This is a genomic window from Paraburkholderia sp. BCC1876 (genome assembly GCF_902833695.1).
Lineage (GTDB): Bacteria > Pseudomonadota > Gammaproteobacteria > Burkholderiales > Burkholderiaceae > Paraburkholderia.
This window is the reverse complement of sequence record NZ_CADFGI010000013.1, coordinates 20,929-38,848: the sequence shown is the minus strand read 5'-3', so window position 1 is coordinate 38,848 and position 17,920 is coordinate 20,929. Positions and strand designations below refer to the sequence as shown.

Here is a 17,920-nt window from a genome sequence, read left to right as displayed (position 1 = left end):
GTTTAACCTCAGTTTGACGTATCTTCTGCTGAATTGCGTCCCGATTTAGAGACGTTTGGGTACAATCCGCCGCATCACGTTTCGAACTTCGGCCTGCGAAATCAATGGGCTAGCCGTTATGCCGCGGATGGCACGGAACCTGCGTTTGCGGGCGGCCGTGCCGTCGCGTCGTCGGGACGGCGACCACGTAGAACAACCAAGCTTTGGAGACTCAATGTCCTTTGTCATCGTCCTCGCCGCATTGGCGTTCCTGATGTTTGCCGCGTATCGCGGCTACAGCGTCATATTGTTTGCGCCGATCGCCGCGCTCGGCGCCGTGCTGCTGACCGATCCGTCCGCGGTCGCGCCGGTCTTCACCGGCATCTTCATGGAGAAGATGGTCGGCTTCGTGAAGCTCTACTTCCCGGTTTTTCTGCTCGGCGCCGTGTTCGGCAAGGTGATCGAGCTGTCCGGTTTCTCGGAGTCGATCGTGGCCGCGGCCATTCGCTATATCGGCCGCTCGCGCGCCAATGCGGTGATCGTCGCGGTGTGTGCGCTGCTCACCTACGGCGGCGTGTCGCTGTTCGTGGTGGTGTTCGCGGTCTATCCGTTCGCCGCCGAGTTGTACCGTCAAAGCAATATTCCGAAGCGCTTGATGCCCGGCGCCATTGCGCTCGGCGCGTTCTCGTTCACCATGGACTCGCTGCCCGGTACGCCGCAGATCCAGAACATCATCCCGACCACGTTCTTCAAGACGACCTCGTGGGCCGCGCCCGCGCTCGGCGTGATCGGTTCGCTGTTCATCATCGTGGTCGGCCTGACGTATCTGGAATGGCGCCGTCGCGCGGCAATGGCTACCGGCGAAGGCTACGGCACGAACCTCGTCAACGAGCCGGAACGCGTCGAATCGAAACAACTGCCGCATCCGCTGCTGGCCGTGGCGCCGCTGGTGCTGGTGGGCGTTGCGAACTTTCTGCTGACCCGCTGGATTCCGAACTGGTACGGCGCGACTTACACGGTGGCACCGGACATTCTGCCGGGCATCCATGCACCGGTCACCACGACGATCAAGAGCGTGGTCGCGATCTGGGCCGTGGAAGGCGCGCTGCTGCTTGGTATCGTCATGGTCGTGATCACGGCGTTCGGCCGTGTGCGCGAGCGTTTTGCGATCGGCACCAAGGCTGCGGTGGCGGGCGCGTTACTGGCTTCGTTGAATACCGCGTCGGAATATGGCTTTGGTGGCGTGATCGCCGCGTTGCCGGGCTTTCTGGTGGTCAGCAACGCGCTGAAGAGCATTCCTAATCCGCTCGTCAATGCCGCCGTGTCGGTGAGCTCGCTGGCGGGTATCACGGGATCGGCATCGGGCGGCATGAGCATCGCGCTGGCGGCCATGTCGGACACGTTCATCAAAGGCGCGGAGGCCGCGCATATTCCGATGGAAGTGCTGCACCGGGTCGTCGCCATGGCGAGCGGCGGCATGGACACGCTGCCGCATAACGGCGCGGTGATTACGCTACTGGCAGTGACGGGTTTGACGCACCGTCAGTCGTATCGCGACATTTTCGCGGTGACGGTGATCAAGACGATGGCGGTGTTCTTCGTGATTGGCGTGTATTACGCGACTGGCCTGGTTTGAGGGAGAAGGCTTTCCTGTCGTGGGCAACGGCGGCCGACTCGACTTGATCGGCGCATAACGTTTTGTTCGGTTAGCGTAGCGTGTCGACAACCGGAACCGCCGCCTCGCCCATGACCTCCACGCCCACCTTCTGGATGATCCCGACCGCGCCCACGCCGGTCGGCCCCTTCTCGCACGCGACCGAAGCCGACGGCTGGGTCTTCGTGACCGGCCAGATGCCGACCTCGCCCACCGACGACAACGCGCCCTTACCCGAGGGCGTCGTCGCGCAAACGCAGCGCGTCATGGACAACCTGGTGCTGGTTTTGCAAGGTACGGGCCTCGGCCTGCAACACGTCGTCGCCGCGCGCATCTTTCTGACCGAGTTCAAGCGCGACTATGCGTCGATGAACGCCGTCTACCGCGCTTACTTTCCCGCGACGGCGCTGCCGGCCCGAACCTGCATCGGCGTCACCGCGCTTGCGCGCGACGCGCTGGTCGAGATCGATTTCATCGCCAGACGGCCGGGGCCGGGCTGAATCGCAGCGGGCAGGCCGCGCGGCAGACAAGCACGCGGAGCGATGCAGGCCAACGCAGAACAACGCAGAACAACGCATCGCATCACCACGCCAGCCGCCAATTCAATGCATCGACTGTTCATCCAGGCCGAAGTGGTCGATCAACTCGTCGTGCAACGAGATGGCGCGCTCGTCCATTTCGATCGTCCACCGATCGCTGCCGCGGCATAGCTGCTGCAGCTCGCGGCATTGCTGCGCGAAGACCGCCTCCTGCACGATCAGGAGCGCGCCGCCGGCGCTATGCGCCCAGCCGCCCAGCGCCTCCCGATCCTCTCCTTCGACCATCGCCATCAGCCTCGGCAGTTCGCTCTGCAAATGCGTTCTGAGCATGGCGTTGTAGCGCGCTTTATCGTCCGCACTAAGGGTACTGAGGGAAGACAGCGGCGCACCGACCGCGCCAGTCTCCGCCGCCTGCTCCTCGACTCCTTGCGGACGCGCGGACGCGACCTCCAGCAACGCCGCCTCCAGCTCACCCAATGACGCCGGTTTGGCGACATGCCCCGCGAAGCCGCGCTCGCGCCACGCGGCGTCGTCCTGTGTGTCGGTCACGGCGCTGAACGCCAGCACCGGCAGATCCGGATGCGAGTTGCGCACGCGCGCCAGCAACGCGTATCCGTCCATCACCGGCATATGAATGTCGCTCAGCAGCACGTCGAAGCGAGCCTGATGAACCGCTGCCAGCGCTTGCCGACCGTCCCCGGCGATGGTCGGCAAACAACCCAGCGTGGTGAGTTGCTCGACGATCAGGCTTTGAATCAACGGATTGTCTTCAGCGACCAGTACGCTCAGCCCCTGCAACGCGGCAGGAACGTGCTGAGGCAACGCGACGTCGGGCTCGACGGGATGCGCCGCAGCGGCGTCGCGCGCATTTACGGCGCCCGTCGCGAGATCGATCGCGGACAGCACCGCCTTGCGGCTGAATTCGCTGACTTCGAAGATACCGTCGCCGCGCGAAGCCGGCGTATGCGGCCCGCTGTACGTGATCCACACCGTCCCAATTGCCTGCGCCTCACGCAATTCAGCCACCGCGTCGAGATCGTATTCGCCGGTCACCACCAGCACATCCGGACGATTCACTCGCAGCCACACTTGGGCGCCGCGCATCGACGTTTCGGTATGCACGCTCCAGCCCTTCCGTTGCAAGCCGGTTTCAAGCAATTGTCCCGACTCGCGCTCCTGACACAACACCAGCGCATGGCCACGGCGCGGCGGCTCGACGCCCGCGCGCGGCTCTTCCGACGGCAGCGCGAGCGGAATCGCGACACTGAATGCGCTACCGACGCCCGCCACGCTTTCGACCGAAATATGGCCGCCCATCAACTCGCACAGCCGCGCGCAGATCGATAGCCCGAGGCCCGTGCCGCCGTAGCGGCTCGACGTGCTCGCCTCGCCTTGCACGAACGGATTGAAAACGCGCGCCACCAGCGCCTGATCCATGCCGATCCCCGAATCAACGACCCGGCAGATGAGAACGGGGTTGCCCTGCGGGTCGTCGTTGATCTCCCCACTCAACGTGATCTTGCCGCACGACGTGAACTTGAATGCGTTGCTCAGCAGGTTGTTCACGATCTGCGCGATACGCGTGCGATCGCCGCGCAGCGGCTGGTCGAGCGTTGGCGACAGATGCGAGTAGAAGCGGATCGGCCGGTCCGCCTTCATCGGCGCATAGGAAAGCGCGATGTTTTCGAGGTCGTCCACGGGCCGGAACAACTCGGCGGCGAGCCGCATCTCGCCGGCATCGATCTTCGAAAAATCGAGAATGTCGTTGACGATGCCACGCAACGCATTAGCCGCCACGCCCAGTGTCGCGAGTCGCTGGGTATGGGCGTCGAGTCCCGGCGTCCGCGCGAAGAGTTCGAGATTGCCGAGCAGCGCATTCAACGGCGTACGGATTTCGTGGCTCATCGACGCGAAGAAATTCGAGCGCGCCCGCATCATGTTTTCCGAGGTCTGCTGCGCGAGCCGCAATTGCTGTTCGAGCTCATATTGCGCGGTGACATCGAGAATCGCGCAGAACAGCACGTCCTGCTCGTCGTAGCGGGCCAGCGCATACGTGACCTGGAGGAACCGGCCGGGCGCGGCGGCGCGATCGTCCGGATGCGCGGCCGGCAACGGCGGCGTTTGCGCGGCCTGCGCGGCCTGCGTGGGCAAGGCCGGCACGACGAACGCGGCGATTTCCGCAAACGCGTTGGCAGAGGGCGTATCCGGCGCCTGCGCGTGAAACTCGTCGACGATATGCGACGGCAAGCGCTCGCCGCCCGGTTCGATATGCAGCAGTTCTCTGGCCAACGCATTCGCGGTCAGAATCGAATGATCGCTCTGCCGGACGATGCACAGGCCGATCGGCGTCGCGCTGACCAGAATGTGATTGATGGTCTCGCTTTCCAATGCGCGCGATGTCTCGGCAAAGCTGACGCGCAACAGTCGCAAGCCCCAGAAACGAGCGGTCAGCGCGATTGCCAGCAAGATCAGCAGTGTGAGTACGGCGAGCACCGCCAGTTGCCAGCCAAGCGCCGAAGCCAGCCCGCGCCACGTCACATAGCCGACCAGCGCGCCGAAGCCGGGCGTCAGCGGCTCGTAGAAAATGACCCCGTCGCGGGTATAGCGGTTGGTGTCGGGCGGCGTGTGCGCCACGACGCCCTGCAGCATGGCCACACGCTGTGCGTCGAGCGGCGGCGAGGACACGATCAGGCGGTAATCCGCCATCGTCAACAGCATCGCGCCTTCGCGGTTGGGCCACTTCAGCCGCGCCGGCAGCGTCTCGACCGGGATGCTGATCGCGATCAGCGTGACCGGCTTGCCGTCCGCATCATAGTAGGCACTGACCACCGAGATCACCGGTATGCCTTGCAGCGGGTCGCGATACGGACCCAGCCAGATCCGCTCGCCCTTGCCCGGCAGCCGCTTGCCGGTCCGCGTCTGGAGTTCGTGCAGGAGGGTCGCGCGCAACGTGCCCACGGCCGCCGCTTGCAACGGCGGCGTAGCGGGTGAACCGTTCGCGGACAGCTGAACGACGGAAGGCAAAATCGCGGCGTAGTCTTCGCTCAGCCCGAGCAACACCGCGCGTTGACGAAGTTCGAACGCCTGCTGCGTGACCAGCGTCGATTGCGCGGCTTCGTAAAGGCGCCAGAGTTTCGTGCCCAGGTCGTCGCCCCACGCGGCTCGCGTCGCCTCGCCGGTCAGCACGTCGAAGCCGGCGTTGATCCGCTCAACATCGCCGCGCGCCACGCCCGTCTGGCGGATCGAGTCTTCGACCGCATCAGGTACGCGCAATACGTTGGGGGTGGTCTGGTAGAAATCGAGCGTGAACTCGGTGCGGCGCAGAAACGATTCCTCGCGATGCAGCACCAGCGAAAACTCCGCCGCATTCTGCGCGGCGTAGGTATGCAGGTAGTCCAGTTGTTTGCTCGCGCCGATCACCGCGAGGGCGAGCGCGAAGACGACCACGATCAGCATCAGCGAGGCGATCGTCGCCAGGTACACCCGTTGTTGACGCTTCGCGCTTTTCTCGAGCGAAGCAAACGCGTGCGCCAGAGACGCCTGAGTACGATCGAGGATCTTCTGCATCGACTCGCTTAGGTAGCGTGAATCAAGCCGGCAGGCCGCCACGATAACGAGGCGGACACATGGTTTTGCAAGCCTTATACGGCCGAAGTGTAGCGCTTTTGCAGCAGCCCGCCACATTCGTCCGACAGTATCGACAGCTACGCGAAATGCATGAACAACCCTGCAATAACGGCTGCAGGTGGCATAAACCTGAGCGGTTTACTGGGAAAACCCTCAAGGAAACCCGTTAAATTGCCGTTAAACCTTGCAACCACGTAAGCACCGCAACCTGTCTGCGGGTAGCACGAGCAAGGAACGCCATGCGCAACAATCAGCCTGTTACCGGGCACGAGTACGAATTCCCTTCGTCGCAAATGCTGGTTTCCGCGACCGATCTGACCGGCCGTATCCAGTACTGCAATCCGGCTTTTATCGCCGTCTCGGGTTTCACCCGCGAAGAACTGATCGGCCAGCCGCATAACCTGATCCGCCATCCGGACATGCCGCGCGAGGCGTTCGCCGATCTGTGGACGACCGTTCGCGACGGCCGTCCCTGGACCGCGCTCGTCAAGAACCGCCGCAAGAACGGCGACCATTACTGGGTCCATGCCAACGTCACGCCGGTGGTCGAGAAAGGGGCGATCGTCGGCTATCTGAGCGTGCGCGTGAAACCGGAACGCGAAGCCGTGCGCGACGCCGACGCGCTCTACGCCCGCATGAGCGCGGGCGAGTCGCGCGGCCTGAAGCTGCGCCGCGGCGTGGTGGTACGCACCGGCCTGCTCGGCCGGATTCAGGCGCTGATGCGTCTGCCGGTCGCGACGCGCGCGGCGATCGGCTATGCGCTGACGCCGCTCGCGCTGCTGGCGACCGGTTTCGCTGCATGGCAAGGCGTGCCGACCGTGCCGTTCTGGATTGCGTTCGGCGTCACCGCCGCGCTCAGCGTGATGTTGTGGCAAGTGCTGACGCACCAGCTCGCCACGCCGATCCGCGACATGTCGGGCTTCGCGACGCGTCTCGCCGCAGGCGACCTGACCGCCGATCTGGAGATCGCGCGCCACGACGATCTCGGCGACGTGCTGCAGGCCTTGAATCAACTGAAGGCGAATCTAGCGGCGATCGTCTTCGACGTGCGCGCGCAAATCACCGGCATGCTCGACAACGCGCGCGAAATCTCCAGCGGCAATGTCGATCTCGCGCGCCGCACGGAATTGCAGGCGGCTTCGCTCGAAGAGACCGCGGCCACTATGGAAGAACTGACCACCACCGTGCAAGCGAACGCCGACGCCAGCGTGCGCGCGCTCGATCTCGCCAAGGACGCCCAGGCGGCGGCTGCGGTCGGCGGCCAGATCGCGGGCCAGGTCGAGCAGACCATGGCCGGCATCACGGCGGCGTCGCGACGGATTGCGGACATTACCGGCGTGATCGACGGCATCGCGTTCCAGACCAACATCCTCGCGCTGAATGCCGCCGTCGAAGCGGCGCGCGCCGGCGAATCGGGCCGCTCGTTCGCGGTCGTCGCGGGCGAAGTGCGGATGCTGGCGCAGCGCTGCGCGGCGTCGTCGAAGGAAATCAAATCCGTGGTCGAGGCGAGCGCCAGCGAAGTCGCCGTGGGCACTGAACTCGTCGCCCGCACCACCTCGCAGATGCGAGTGATCGATGAGGCGGTGAGCCGCGTGTCGTCGATCATCGTCGAAGTCGCGAATGCGAGCAGCGAACAGGCGGAAGGAATTCGCCAGGTCAATCAGGCGGTCTCGCATCTGGACGGCGCGACCCAGCAGAACGCCGCGCTCGTCGAGCAGGCGGCGGCCACCGCACAACGTCTCGCCGAACAGGCCGACGTGCTGGATGAAGCCGTGCGGCTCTTCACCGTCGCCGAAGCCACGCCCGCGCAACGCGCCGCGACGCCCGGCCATCAGCCACGCACGCAGAACGCGGCGACTGCTTCGACGCCCGCACCGAAGCGCAACGCTGCGCAGGAAGAAGCGACATTGTTCTGATAGATCGGCGTTACTCCCACCTCGACAGCCCACTATTGAAGGGGCACGATGTGTTCGTCAGCGCCCAACTAGTTGCACGGGCCGGCTGACCCGAGTAACAACGGCGTTTAGCAGCCCGTCCATTTGTGGACGGGCTATTTTTTTGGCGATGCGCCCTGACCTTTCCGTGGCGCAACCATCACGAACGGTGAGGAGATACGGGAGCCGCCCGTATAACCGGCGCGCACGTCACCCGCGTGACAGCGAGGGAGAACGATTGCACCGTCCAGGGGCACGAAAAATGCAGCCGTCGTAGTGAAGAGTCGCGTTAAACTGGTTGCGCAAGCTGTGCGTCGCAACACGCACTGCCCGGCGAGCCGCACCAGGCAACGCGCGCGGCGGTGTCCGGGTAAGCTGGCAGATGGACGGGTAAAACGGCGAGGCGTGAAATGGCGTGACAGACGGCACGCTATCCTGCCCGTACAATGGTTCATCAACACAACGGAACAAGGACAACTTCGATGCGCACTACCGGGTCCTCCGGGTCAATGGCCCTGCTCACCGAATACGACGACGCAACGGCGCGCGAACTCCGCTCGCTGCGCCTCGAATCGACCGAAGACGGCAAAGGCATTCTTCTGGTCGAAGTCGACGAGCGCAAGCCAGGCATACACCGCGAAGTGCGCTACGAAATCACGCCGGCCGAACTGATTGCCGCGATCCGCGCGCACGGTGCCGAACTGCCGGGCGAACAGCACAATCATCGTCAATGAAGTTCAAGCACGCGGCAGCGGCGGTAAAACGCCCTGCCGCGTGTTGTTTGTCGCCTGTCGCAATGGCAAGTCGGCCAAGCTTTCCGGTAATGTAATTCGAGCGTGACGGCAGCTCACGTTAATCGGGCATTATTTCCGTATCTGCGTGAAGCACGCGAGCGCGCGATACCCCTTTCCAGATGGTTCACAGCGCATTGGCGATTCGCGCTTTCAAGCTTTCGGCGCATCACCGCTCCGCTTTCAACTACGAATTTAAGGACATCGTTTCCTGACGTTTGCACGTCTTGAAAATACGTCCATAATCCTTGCATTCTCCTTTGCTTTCCCTACCTGCGCCGCTCCCGAAAGGGCTGCGGATGTAAGCCGATGCTACATGATCTCGTCGAGCAATATGGGCCGGCGCTCGTCTTCGTCAACGTGCTGGCCGCCTCCATCGGGCTGCCGGTTCCGGCGATGCCGTCGCTCGTTCTGTTCGGAGCCATGGCGGCCATGCACCCGGGTTCGGTGGGGACGCAATTGGCGCCGGTTCTGATTCTGTCGATCTTCGCCACGCTGATCGGCGACAGCGTCTGGTATCTCGCCGGGCGTATGTACGGCGGCAACACGCTGAAAACGATCTGCCGCCTGTCGCTGTCGCGTGATACCTGCGTGAAAAAGACCGAACGCTTTTTCGGTCGCTGGGGCGTGCGCGTGCTGGCGGTGGCCAAATTCGTGCCGGGCCTGTCGATCGTGTCGATTCCAATGGCCGGCGCAATGGGCACGCGCTACCGCACGTTTCTCACCTACGACAGCATCGGCGCCGCGCTGTGGTCGGGCACGGGCCTGATCATCGGCGCGTTGTTCGCGAAGCAGATCGACATGCTGTTCGCCATGGCCGGGCGCCTCGGCCGCACGGCCGCGCTGGTGGCCGTGGGGCTGCTGTTGCTGTACGCGGCTTACCGGTGGATTCGCCGTCGCCAGTTGATTTCCAAGCTTGCGTCCGCACGTATAGAGGTCGATGAGCTGGCCAAGCTCGTCGCGGCGGGCCAAACACCGGTCATGTTCGACATCCGTTCGCAAGAGAAGCGCAAGCTCGATCCGTTCGTGATTCCGGGTTCGCAATTCGCGGACGAACGGCAACTCGACGAGATCGTCGCCACGTATCCGCGCGATCAGAAGCTGGTGATTTACTGCTCCTGCCCGAACGAGATTTCGGCTGCATGGATGGCCAAACAATTGAACGAGGCCGGCTTTTCCGACGTGCTGCCGTTGCGCGGCGGCATGGAAGCCTGGCGCGACTCGGGTAAGCCGGTCGAGGCGCTGCCCGACACGCCGCCGCCCGAGATCACGGTCGACGACATCGCGCCGAAGGCCGTGTAGCGCGGCAGCGCATCCGTCCAGGCGCCGTGGGCGCGCCGCGCCGCTCGCCTCCGTTCGATCTATCAATGAACACCGAAGGAGCGGTTCAATGCTTTCGACTCAAGACGTTTCGACTCAAGAAACTGAAGGACAACCGCAGGCGATTGTCGCCGACGCGCCGTTTTCGAATCTGGCGACGCGCATGCACCAGATGTTTCCCTCGCTGACCGGCGCGGAAATCGAACGCCTGCGCCGCTTCGGCGAGATCGGCAACTGGGAAGCCGGTGAGCTGCTGTTCGAAACCGGCCGCACCGGTCCGGGCATGTTCGTGGTGCTGGAAGGGCGCGTGAAGGTGTATCAGCGCGACGGCATTGGCCGCGAAGTGGTGATCGCCGATCATGGCGCCGGGCATTTTCTGGCGGAAGTCGGTCAATTGTCGGGCCGGCCGGCGCTGGTCAACGGCATGGCGCTCAGCCCGGTGCAAGCGCTGCTGATTCCGCCGGACCAGTTGCGCGCGCTGATCGTCGCCGAAGCCGAACTGGGCGAGCGCATCATGCGCGCGCTGATTTTGCGGCGCGTGTCGCTGATCGAAAAGGGCGCCGGCGGCCCGATTCTGATCGGCAACAGCAGCGACGCGCGGCTCGTCATGTTGCAGGGTTTCCTGTCGCGCAACGGCCATCCTCATTCGGTGATCGACGAACGCGATGAAGACGCGCTGCGTCTGATCGAGCAATTCGCCGCGCAGAAAGAAGACATGCCGCTGGTGATCTGCCCGGACGGCTCGGTGCTGCGTCATCCGAGCATGCCGGAACTGGCCACCTGCCTCGGCTTGCTGCCCGATCTCGACGACTCGCATGTGTACGACGTGGCGATCGTCGGCGCCGGGCCCGCTGGCCTCGCGACCGCGGTGTACGCGGCCTCCGAAGGTCTCTCCGTGATCGTGCTCGACAGCCGGGCGCCCGGCGGCCAGGCCGGCGCGAGCTCGCGGATCGAAAACTACCTCGGTTTTCCGACCGGGATTTCCGGGCAGGCGCTGGCGGGACGCGCGTTCGTGCAGGCGCAGAAATTCGGCGCGCACGTCGCGATTCCGGTCAACGTGAAGGCGCTGAACTGCGCGGAATCGCCGTACCGGCTGGAGCTCAAGTGCGGCGGCCATATCACCTCGCGCACCATCGTGATTGCAAGCGGCGCGGTGTACCGGCGGCCGGCGCTGGAGGGCCTCGATCGCTTCGATGGGCGCGGCGTGTACTACTGGGCGTCGCCGGTCGAAGCCAAGCTGTGCAAGCGCCAGGAAATCGTGCTGGTGGGCGGCGGCAATTCGGCCGGCCAGGCGATCGTCTATCTGGCGACGCACGCGGCCAAGGTCCACGTGCTGATCCGGCGCAGCGGCTTTGAGGCGACCATGTCGCGCTATCTGATCGACCGTATTCGCTCGCTGCCGAACGTGTTCGTGCATCCGCATTCGGAAATCGGGCAGCTCGATGCGGACGACAGCGGTCTCGCGCGCGTCGGCCTGAAAAAGCCTTTACCCGACGGCACCGATCACTTCGACACGCGGCATCTGTTCCTCTTCACCGGCGCGGATCCGAATACCGACTGGCTGCGCACCTGCGGCGTGGAACTCGACGAGAAGGGCTTCGTGCTCACAGGCACCAACATCGACGGAGCATCCGTCTGCGATCTCGCCACCACAGTCGAAGGCGTGTATGCGATCGGCGATGCCCGCGCCGGATCGACCAAGCGGGTCGCGGCGGCGGTTGGCGAAGGCGCGGCGGTGGTCGCGCAGATTCATCAACTGCTGGCCGCTTCGGCGGAGGAAGCGGTCGCATTGGGCGCTTGAGGAGCACTGCCGCTCGCGCCGATTCGTCTGCCGTATTCACGCTACAGTAGTGACTGCTGATCCTGGCCGGACCTCGCGTCCGTTCTCTTCGCAGTCACTCACTGATCGACGCCCGCGTGAAGACTCTGCCGCTCTCCGCCGTCCGTACGCTGCATCTGGCCGCACAAGGCCTGCTGACCCCGCCGCGCCGCAAGGCCGTCAAAGCCGACGTGCTCGACACGATTCGCCGCATGGCGCAATTGCAGATCGACACGATCCACGTGGTCGCGCGCAGCCCTTATCTCGTGTTGTTCAGCCGGCTCGGCACCTATCCGCAACAATGGCTCGACGAGCATCTCGCCGAAGGCAAGCTGTTCGAATACTGGTCGCATGAGGCCTGTTTCGTGCCGACCGAAGACTACGGCCTGCTGCGCCATCGCATGCTCGATCCGAGCGGAATGGGCTGGAAATACGCGGCCGAGTGGCACAAAAAACATCGCAAGGCGATCGACGCGCTGCTCACGCACATCCGCGCGACGGGTCCGGTACGTTCCGCGGATTTCGCGCGCGAGGCCGGCAAGGGCAACGGCTGGTGGGACTGGAAGCCGGAGAAACGCCACCTCGAAGTGCTGTTCGCGATCGGGCTGTTGATGGTGGCCGAGCGGCGCAATTTTCACCGCGTCTACGATCTGACCGAACGCGTGCTGCCCGATTGGGACGACGCCCGCGATCTGCCGCCCGCCCACACGGTCACCGACCAGGTGTTACGCCGCACCTGCCGCGCGCTGGGCATCGCGCGCGCCGATTGGGTCGCCGATTACTACCGTCTGCCGCGCCGCCCGTATCGCGACGAACTGCATGCGCTCGCCGATCAGGGCGAGCTGATTCCGGTGCAAGTGGAAGGCTGGAAACAGGACACGTTCGTTCATCGCGACTACGCGGCGATGCTCGACGACGCGGCAAACGGCAAGCTCGCGTCGACCGTGACGACCGTGCTGTCGCCGTTCGATCCGGTGGTGTGGGACCGCAAGCGCGCCGCTGCGCTATTCCATTTCGACTACGCGATCGAGTGCTATACGCCGGCGGCGAAGCGCAAATACGGCTATTTCGTGTTGCCGCTGCTGAGCCGTGGCCGTCTGGTCGGCCGCGTGGATGCGAAAGCGCACCGTACCCAGGGCGTGTTCGAACTGAAGTCGCTGCATATCGAACCCGGCGTGCGATTGAGCGCCCGGCTTGCCGGCGATCTGCGCCGTGCGTTGCAACGTTGCGCGGAGTGGCATGGCACGCCGCAATTGGCGTTCACGTCGGCGCCGCCGGAATGGCTTGCGGCGTTAGACGTCGGCGATAGCGTGGAAGCGTGACGAGAGCAGAAAAAAAGGCGCACTGTTTTTAACAGTGCGCCTTTTTTCGTGGGCCGATGAGTCGCCGAAATCCAGCGACGCGTTCGTTTCAGTGATCCAGCCTGGCGCGTAATTCGCGCGCGGTTTCCAGCAGCCCTTCGTAACCCGAACGCGCGTGTTCCGGCAGATCCGGATCGCCGACAAACGCGCCGAGCGTTTCGATCAGGCTATACAGAATGCCTTTCGCGGCGCCCGATGCAATGCTGCCGGAAGAGACCTGCTGATCCACGTGACTGAGCGCTGCGTCGAGGTGTTCCAGGTCGGGCCGATCGCCCATGGGCGGCTTTGGCGAAACGTCTTGCGTCATGATGAAACTTCGCTCCTGTTGACGGGTAACTGTTTGTTGATGCCTCGGTGAACAAGCCATTCTTGCACCTTGTTATATACCGATCGTGCGTTCGCGTCTATTCGTGATCGGGGCGAACCCGATCTAGCTCATTGCCTGCCCGGCGTAATGCGATACGCACATCGCCGCGCGCCGGCCAGCACATGCTCCTCGCGTGCAATCACGCCCTCCTCGCCGACGATCTCCGCGAAGAGCTGCAACTCGGCACGACAGAAGCCCTGGCAAGTCCGCGCCGCCGCGCAGATCGGGCAGTGGTTTTCAAGCAGCAGCCAGTCGCGTCCGTCTTTCTGCAACTCGGCCATGTAGCCTTCGGCGCTGCGAATTTCCGCCAGCTTCGTGAGTCGCGCCTTGAGTCCTTTCATGGGCTTCAACGCCGCCAGATAATTCGCGCGCGTTTCGACCGAACGCTGATCGATCAGCTTGTCGAGCCCGGCTTCGCCGAACAACTGGCGAATCGAACCGAGCAATTGCACCGTCAATTGCGGATGCGTATCCGGAAAGCGCGCGTGGCCCACCTCGGTCAGCGCCCAGCTTTGACTCGGCCGCCCCGGTCCCGCCTGCGACGCCTGACGCCCTTCGATCAGCCCGCCACCCAGCAGCTTCTGAATCTGCTGACGCGCCGCCTCGACGGTAATGCCGAGCTCGCCTGCAATCGACGCAGTAGACAACGGCCCCTGCGTCTTCAACAGATTGAGGATGCGATCCACCGGCGCCGCGTTCGTCACAGTGGCCGCAGCGCCAGGCGAATTATCCAAGCTTTCATTTGCATATCTCATCGGGCCACATTATTATCCAAGTCAATCCTTGCATAATAAGTCAACCACGAACGGCTGTCCACGATATGAAAAATCCGCAATCGAACGCGCCGGCATGGAGCGATCTGCTCACCGGGAGTAATGGCTGGCGGGCCTTGGGACTCGCAGGCGGCGTCGCGCTGCATGCCACCAATGTGCACGTCGCGACGACGATTCTGCCGTCGGTCGTGCATGACATCGGCGGGCTCGAACTGTATGCGTGGAACACCACGCTGTTCGTCGTCGCATCGATCCTGGGGTCGGTGCTGTCGATGCATCTGCTTGCCGTACTCGGCGCACGTTCCGCGTATTTCAGCGCGCTGGCCGTCTTCACGCTGGGCACCGTGGTCTGCGCGAGCGCGCCGTCCATGCCGTGGATGCTCGCCGGCCGCACGCTGCAAGGGCTCGGCGGCGGGGTTCTGCTCGCGCTCAGCTATGCGCTGATTCGCGTCGTGTTCGAGGAGCGTCTATGGCCTCGCGCGATGGGTCTGGTGTCAGGCATGTGGGGCGTCGCCACGTTGTGCGGGCCGGCGCTCGGCGGCGTCTTCGCGCAACTCGGCGATTGGCGTCTCGCGTTCTGGGTGCTGTTGCCGGCCGTCCTGTTGCTCGCCGTGATCGTGCATCGCGAGGTGGACGGTAAGCGCGCGTCGAGCGCAGCCGCCGCGCCGATTCCTTTGCTCAAGGCCACGTTGCTCGGCGCGTCCGTGCTAGTGATTTCGCTCGCTGCATTGACTGAGCAGATGGTGTGGAATGCGCTCGGCGTGATCGCGGGTCTTGGGCTCGTGTGGCTGCTCGCAAGACTCGAACGTCACGACGACACCCCGCGTCTGCTGCCGAGCGGTTCGTACTCGATTCGTACGCGCATCGGCAGCATTTATGCATGCATGAGCCTGCTCGGCATCGGCGTGACTTGCGAGATCTTCGTGCCGTATTTCCTGCAGACGATTCACGGCCGCTCGCCGCTCGCGGCCGGTTATCTAACCGCGTTGATGGCGGCGGGCTGGTCGGTCGGTTCGATGTTCAGCGCCGGACGTTCCGCAGCAGTCGCGCAGCGCATGAGCCGCGCGGGGCCGCTTGTCGAGGCGCTGGGACTCGGCGCGCTCGCCTGGCTGATGCCGATGCCCGACCTGTTCGACAGCACCAGCGGAACCCTGGCGCTGTGCGCGGCGCTGACGAGCGTTGGACTCGGCGTGGGCATCGGCTGGCCGCATCTGCTGACACGCGTGTTCACCGCCGCGCGGCCCGGCGAGGAAAACCTCGCGTCGCTGTCGATCACCACGATTCAACTCTTCGCGATGGCGGTCGGCTCGGCGCTCGCGGGGCTCGTCGCGAACGGCGCGGGTCTCACGACGTTGGCCGCGCTGCCTGGCGCTCAGCACACTGCCGTGTGGCTGTTCGCCATCTTTGCCGTCGCGCCGCTGCTCGCGGTCGGTCTGACGCGTCAGCGCCCCGAGCCGCATTTAACTGGAGAAGCATCGTGATAGATCGCGTGCAAGCCATGCGCATTTTCGTGCGCATCGTCGATACGAGCAGCTTCACGCGCGCTGCCGAATCGCTCGAAATTCCGCGCGCCACCGCGACCACGACCGTGCAGGCGCTCGAGTCGCTGCTCGGCGTGCAACTGTTGGTGCGCACGACCCGCAAGGTCACGCTGACCACCGAAGGCGCCGCGTACTACGAACGCTGCGCGCAGATTCTCGCGGCGATCGAAGAGGTCGAGTCGGGTTTATTCAACCAGCCGGAAAACTTGCGAGGCCGGTTGCGCGTGGCGATGCCGGGTGTGATTGCGGCGTCGGTCGTGGTGCCCGAACTGGCCTCGTTTCATGCGCTGCATCCGCATGTGGAACTGGCGCTTGGCGTGAATCATCGCGCGCGGGATCTGACCGGCGAGAGCGTGGATTGCAGTATCGAGTTGGGCGACTTGCCGGATTCACGTCTGCTCGTGCGTCGCCTCGGCTGGCTCGATCGCATGACCTGCGCAAGCCCGGCGTATCTGGCGCGCTTCGGCGAGCCGCGTCATCTCGACGATCTGTCGAGCCATGTCGCGGTGAACTGGTTGTCGGCCCAATCCGGTCGGCGCATGGACTTCGATTTCTGCGTGGCGGCGCGCGCGAGCAAGGCGAAAGTGAGCGGCTTCATTCAGGTGGACGACGAGCACACCTATCTCACGTGCGGGCTCGAAGGCTTGGGGTTGATTCAGCCGGGACGCGCGACCGCTGCGCCGTATCTCGCCTCGGGTCAGCTGATCGAAGTCTTGCCTAAGTGCAGACCTGCGCCGGTGGCGGTGTCGGTGACGTATGTGAAAAGCCGGCAGATTTCGCCGCGCGTGCGTGCGTTTGTCGACTGGCTTGCGGAAGTGTTTGAAAAGGCGCCGGGCGTGGTTAGGACGGTTGCGACGCGGTTGGTTGATTCGCCGCCGTGGCCGGTGGTTGATTCGACGCAGGGTGGGCAATGCGAGAGGGTGGTGGGTTAGCTAGGCGATTCACTAGCACCAAATCTACGAACGGACAATTACCCATCCGGCCAGCTATTTCGCAGCGTTCTCGCGCTCATATAATTTTTACCGTAAGACATCCGAATTAAAGATCTGGATCAGCTTTATTCTCAAAGCAACTTACGTGAGCGTTGACAACGACAAGAGCACCTTAAACACACTCTGCGAGGAGCAAAAAATTGCCGGCCTATTTCGAAAGATTCCCCTACTACCCTGCGTTAAGAACTCGTCCAGCGGAAATGTTGGGCTATGAAAAAATCGCCGTGGAAATCAAAGATGCACTGCTTCCCCTCATCACATTAGGCGCGTGGCCCAAGCAGCCGGGTGTGCTCGCCTCGCTCGAGAATGCCAAAGCCGCTATGGGCAATCGCCCTTACCTTCTTGACCTCACCAGCGAACCCAAATATCAAAACCCCGAGGTCTTGGCGCTTCTTTCCCCCGACGGCTCTTTCAACGCCTGGCGAAAATTTGTTCAGGCAGACCCTCTTGCCATTCCCGTGATACAGATGCCCGCCGATTTGCGCTTACCCGAGCTAATGCGGCAGACGCGCGAACTTGCGAAGTCCGCGCAGGAACGGATCGCATTTCGACTTGTCAATCTGACTGCGGACACGCCCCGAGCCGTCGCGGCGCTATCAACGCTGGATTCTGCTGACCAGGCGCTGGTTATCATCGATCTAGGGCTGGTGGTCAAGGAAATGATCGGCAAGTGCATTGCTGACTCCTTAGGCGCAATCAATCAGATTCGACGCGACATTCCGAACGCTGCGATATGCGTGATGTCGTCAAGTTTCCCATCGTCTGTCACCAAGTCATTCGACAAAGACTCGGGCGGCACGCGCGGCAGCATACCTATTCTTGAACGCGAACTCTTTGAAGAAATTGGAGGCGACGCCTGCCTATACGGGGATCATGGCTCAATCCACCCGAAAGTGTCTGCGGCCAGCGGCGGCAGATATACACCGCGAATCGACTATCCAACGGCAGAGTCGTGGGAATTTGAACGACGCCCCGATACCGATGCGCAAGGATACGTCGCGGCCGCCAAAGCGCTTCTCAACAGCTTTCCCGAAATCCGGAGAAACGAATCGTGGGGAGCACAAAAAATCGTATCGGCTGCCGCAGGACTGATCGACAAGATGAAAACACCTTCCAGTTGGATTGCCGCCCGCGTCAACATGCATATCACGCGACAACATTATCTTTCTCTGGCATCCAACTTACCTGCCGATGACGACTCTCTCGAGGATTAATCGAAACGC

13 protein-coding genes are annotated in these 17,920 nt (G+C 63.4%); 10 read left to right on the top strand and 3 right to left on the bottom strand.

Annotated features, from left to right (window positions below; translation table 11 throughout):
- Positions 1 to 214: 214 nt before the first annotated feature.
- Together HWY05_RS32580 and HWY05_RS32575 are read left to right on the top strand one after the other, a co-directional pair.
- Complete coding sequence (locus HWY05_RS32580) at positions 215 to 1,615, top strand: GntP family permease (protein WP_035560832.1); 1,401 nt, start codon at positions 215 to 217, stop codon at positions 1,613 to 1,615.
- A 110-nt stretch (positions 1,616 to 1,725) separates the two neighbouring features.
- Positions 1,726 to 2,133 carry a RidA family protein gene (locus HWY05_RS32575; RefSeq protein ID WP_176060918.1) on the top strand — a complete coding sequence of 136 codons (408 nt, stop codon included), beginning with the start codon at positions 1,726 to 1,728 and terminating at the stop codon, positions 2,131 to 2,133.
- 102 nt (positions 2,134 to 2,235) lie between these two features.
- Here the strand turns inward: HWY05_RS32575 and HWY05_RS32570 are convergent, their stop codons facing one another.
- Positions 2,236 to 5,739 (bottom strand): ATP-binding protein, encoded by a 3,504-nt coding sequence (locus HWY05_RS32570; protein WP_176060917.1) that lies wholly within the window; start codon positions 5,737 to 5,739, stop codon positions 2,236 to 2,238.
- A 299-nt stretch (positions 5,740 to 6,038) separates the two neighbouring features.
- On the opposite strand from HWY05_RS32570, the gene HWY05_RS32565 reads away from it, so the two are divergent.
- From HWY05_RS32565 to HWY05_RS32545, 5 genes are all read left to right on the top strand, one after another.
- Positions 6,039 to 7,715: a PAS domain-containing methyl-accepting chemotaxis protein gene (locus HWY05_RS32565; RefSeq protein ID WP_244146763.1), complete on the top strand. Its 1,677-nt coding sequence runs from the start codon at positions 6,039 to 6,041 to the stop codon at positions 7,713 to 7,715.
- Between the two features lie 500 nt (positions 7,716 to 8,215).
- Positions 8,216 to 8,467, top strand: coding sequence for a hypothetical protein (locus HWY05_RS32560; RefSeq protein ID WP_035560791.1), 252 nt, complete (start codon positions 8,216 to 8,218; stop codon positions 8,465 to 8,467).
- Between the two features lie 366 nt (positions 8,468 to 8,833).
- Positions 8,834 to 9,826, top strand: a complete 993-nt coding sequence (locus HWY05_RS32555) for a DedA family protein/thiosulfate sulfurtransferase GlpE (RefSeq protein ID WP_035560788.1) — start codon at positions 8,834 to 8,836, stop codon at positions 9,824 to 9,826.
- 88 nt (positions 9,827 to 9,914) lie between these two features.
- The gene (locus tag HWY05_RS32550) at positions 9,915 to 11,645 is read left to right on the top strand and encodes an FAD-dependent oxidoreductase (RefSeq protein WP_035560785.1); all 1,731 of its coding nucleotides are present in this window, start codon (positions 9,915 to 9,917) and stop codon (positions 11,643 to 11,645) included.
- Between the two features lie 116 nt (positions 11,646 to 11,761).
- Positions 11,762 to 12,985 (top strand): winged helix-turn-helix domain-containing protein, encoded by a 1,224-nt coding sequence (locus HWY05_RS32545; RefSeq protein ID WP_176060916.1) that lies wholly within the window; start codon positions 11,762 to 11,764, stop codon positions 12,983 to 12,985.
- Between the two features lie 88 nt (positions 12,986 to 13,073).
- On the opposite strand, the gene HWY05_RS32540 is transcribed toward HWY05_RS32545, so the two are convergent.
- Both HWY05_RS32540 and HWY05_RS32535 read right to left on the bottom strand, forming a co-directional pair.
- On the bottom strand, positions 13,074 to 13,331 hold the full coding sequence (locus HWY05_RS32540) for a hypothetical protein (protein ID WP_035560779.1): 258 nt from the start codon (positions 13,329 to 13,331) through the stop codon (positions 13,074 to 13,076).
- A gap of 128 nt (positions 13,332 to 13,459) precedes the next feature.
- Positions 13,460 to 14,146: a metalloregulator ArsR/SmtB family transcription factor gene (locus tag HWY05_RS32535; RefSeq protein WP_051981092.1), complete on the bottom strand. Its 687-nt coding sequence runs from the start codon at positions 14,144 to 14,146 to the stop codon at positions 13,460 to 13,462.
- Positions 14,147 to 14,211: 65 nt separating this feature from the next.
- Here HWY05_RS32535 and HWY05_RS32530 point away from each other — a divergent pair, with 65 nt between their 5' ends.
- The 3 genes from HWY05_RS32530 (at position 14,212) to HWY05_RS32520 (ending at position 17,911) form a co-directional block, all read left to right on the top strand.
- Positions 14,212 to 15,645, top strand: a complete 1,434-nt coding sequence (locus HWY05_RS32530; protein ID WP_176060915.1) for an MFS transporter — start codon at positions 14,212 to 14,214, stop codon at positions 15,643 to 15,645.
- On the top strand, positions 15,642 to 16,637 hold the full coding sequence (locus HWY05_RS32525) for a LysR family transcriptional regulator (RefSeq protein WP_176060914.1): 996 nt from the start codon (positions 15,642 to 15,644) through the stop codon (positions 16,635 to 16,637). Before HWY05_RS32530 ends, HWY05_RS32525 begins: the two co-directional genes overlap by 4 nt.
- A 200-nt stretch (positions 16,638 to 16,837) precedes the next feature.
- Positions 16,838 to 17,911 carry a beta family protein gene (locus tag HWY05_RS32520; protein ID WP_176060913.1) on the top strand — a complete coding sequence of 358 codons (1,074 nt, stop codon included), beginning with the start codon at positions 16,838 to 16,840 and terminating at the stop codon, positions 17,909 to 17,911.
- The last annotated feature ends 9 nt before the right edge of the window (positions 17,912 to 17,920 follow it).

What these genes read in the sequence shown, in the direction of transcription:
- HWY05_RS32580 (WP_035560832.1), top strand. Translation starts at nt 215, where the DNA reads ATGTCCTTTGTCATCGTCCTCGCCGCATTGGCGTTCCTGATGTTTGCC.
- HWY05_RS32575 (WP_176060918.1), top strand. Translation starts at nt 1,726, where the DNA reads ATGACCTCCACGCCCACCTTCTGGATGATCCCGACCGCGCCCACGCCG.
- HWY05_RS32570 (WP_176060917.1), bottom strand. Translation starts at nt 5,739, where the DNA reads ATGCAGAAGATCCTCGATCGTACTCAGGCGTCTCTGGCGCACGCGTTT.
- HWY05_RS32565 (WP_244146763.1), top strand. Translation starts at nt 6,039, where the DNA reads ATGCGCAACAATCAGCCTGTTACCGGGCACGAGTACGAATTCCCTTCG.
- HWY05_RS32560 (WP_035560791.1), top strand. Translation starts at nt 8,216, where the DNA reads ATGCGCACTACCGGGTCCTCCGGGTCAATGGCCCTGCTCACCGAATAC.
- HWY05_RS32555 (WP_035560788.1), top strand. Translation starts at nt 8,834, where the DNA reads ATGCTACATGATCTCGTCGAGCAATATGGGCCGGCGCTCGTCTTCGTC.
- HWY05_RS32550 (WP_035560785.1), top strand. Translation starts at nt 9,915, where the DNA reads ATGCTTTCGACTCAAGACGTTTCGACTCAAGAAACTGAAGGACAACCG.
- HWY05_RS32540 (WP_035560779.1), bottom strand. Translation starts at nt 13,331, where the DNA reads ATGACGCAAGACGTTTCGCCAAAGCCGCCCATGGGCGATCGGCCCGAC.
- HWY05_RS32535 (WP_051981092.1), bottom strand. Translation starts at nt 14,146, where the DNA reads ATGAGATATGCAAATGAAAGCTTGGATAATTCGCCTGGCGCTGCGGCC.
- HWY05_RS32530 (WP_176060915.1), top strand. Translation starts at nt 14,212, where the DNA reads ATGAAAAATCCGCAATCGAACGCGCCGGCATGGAGCGATCTGCTCACC.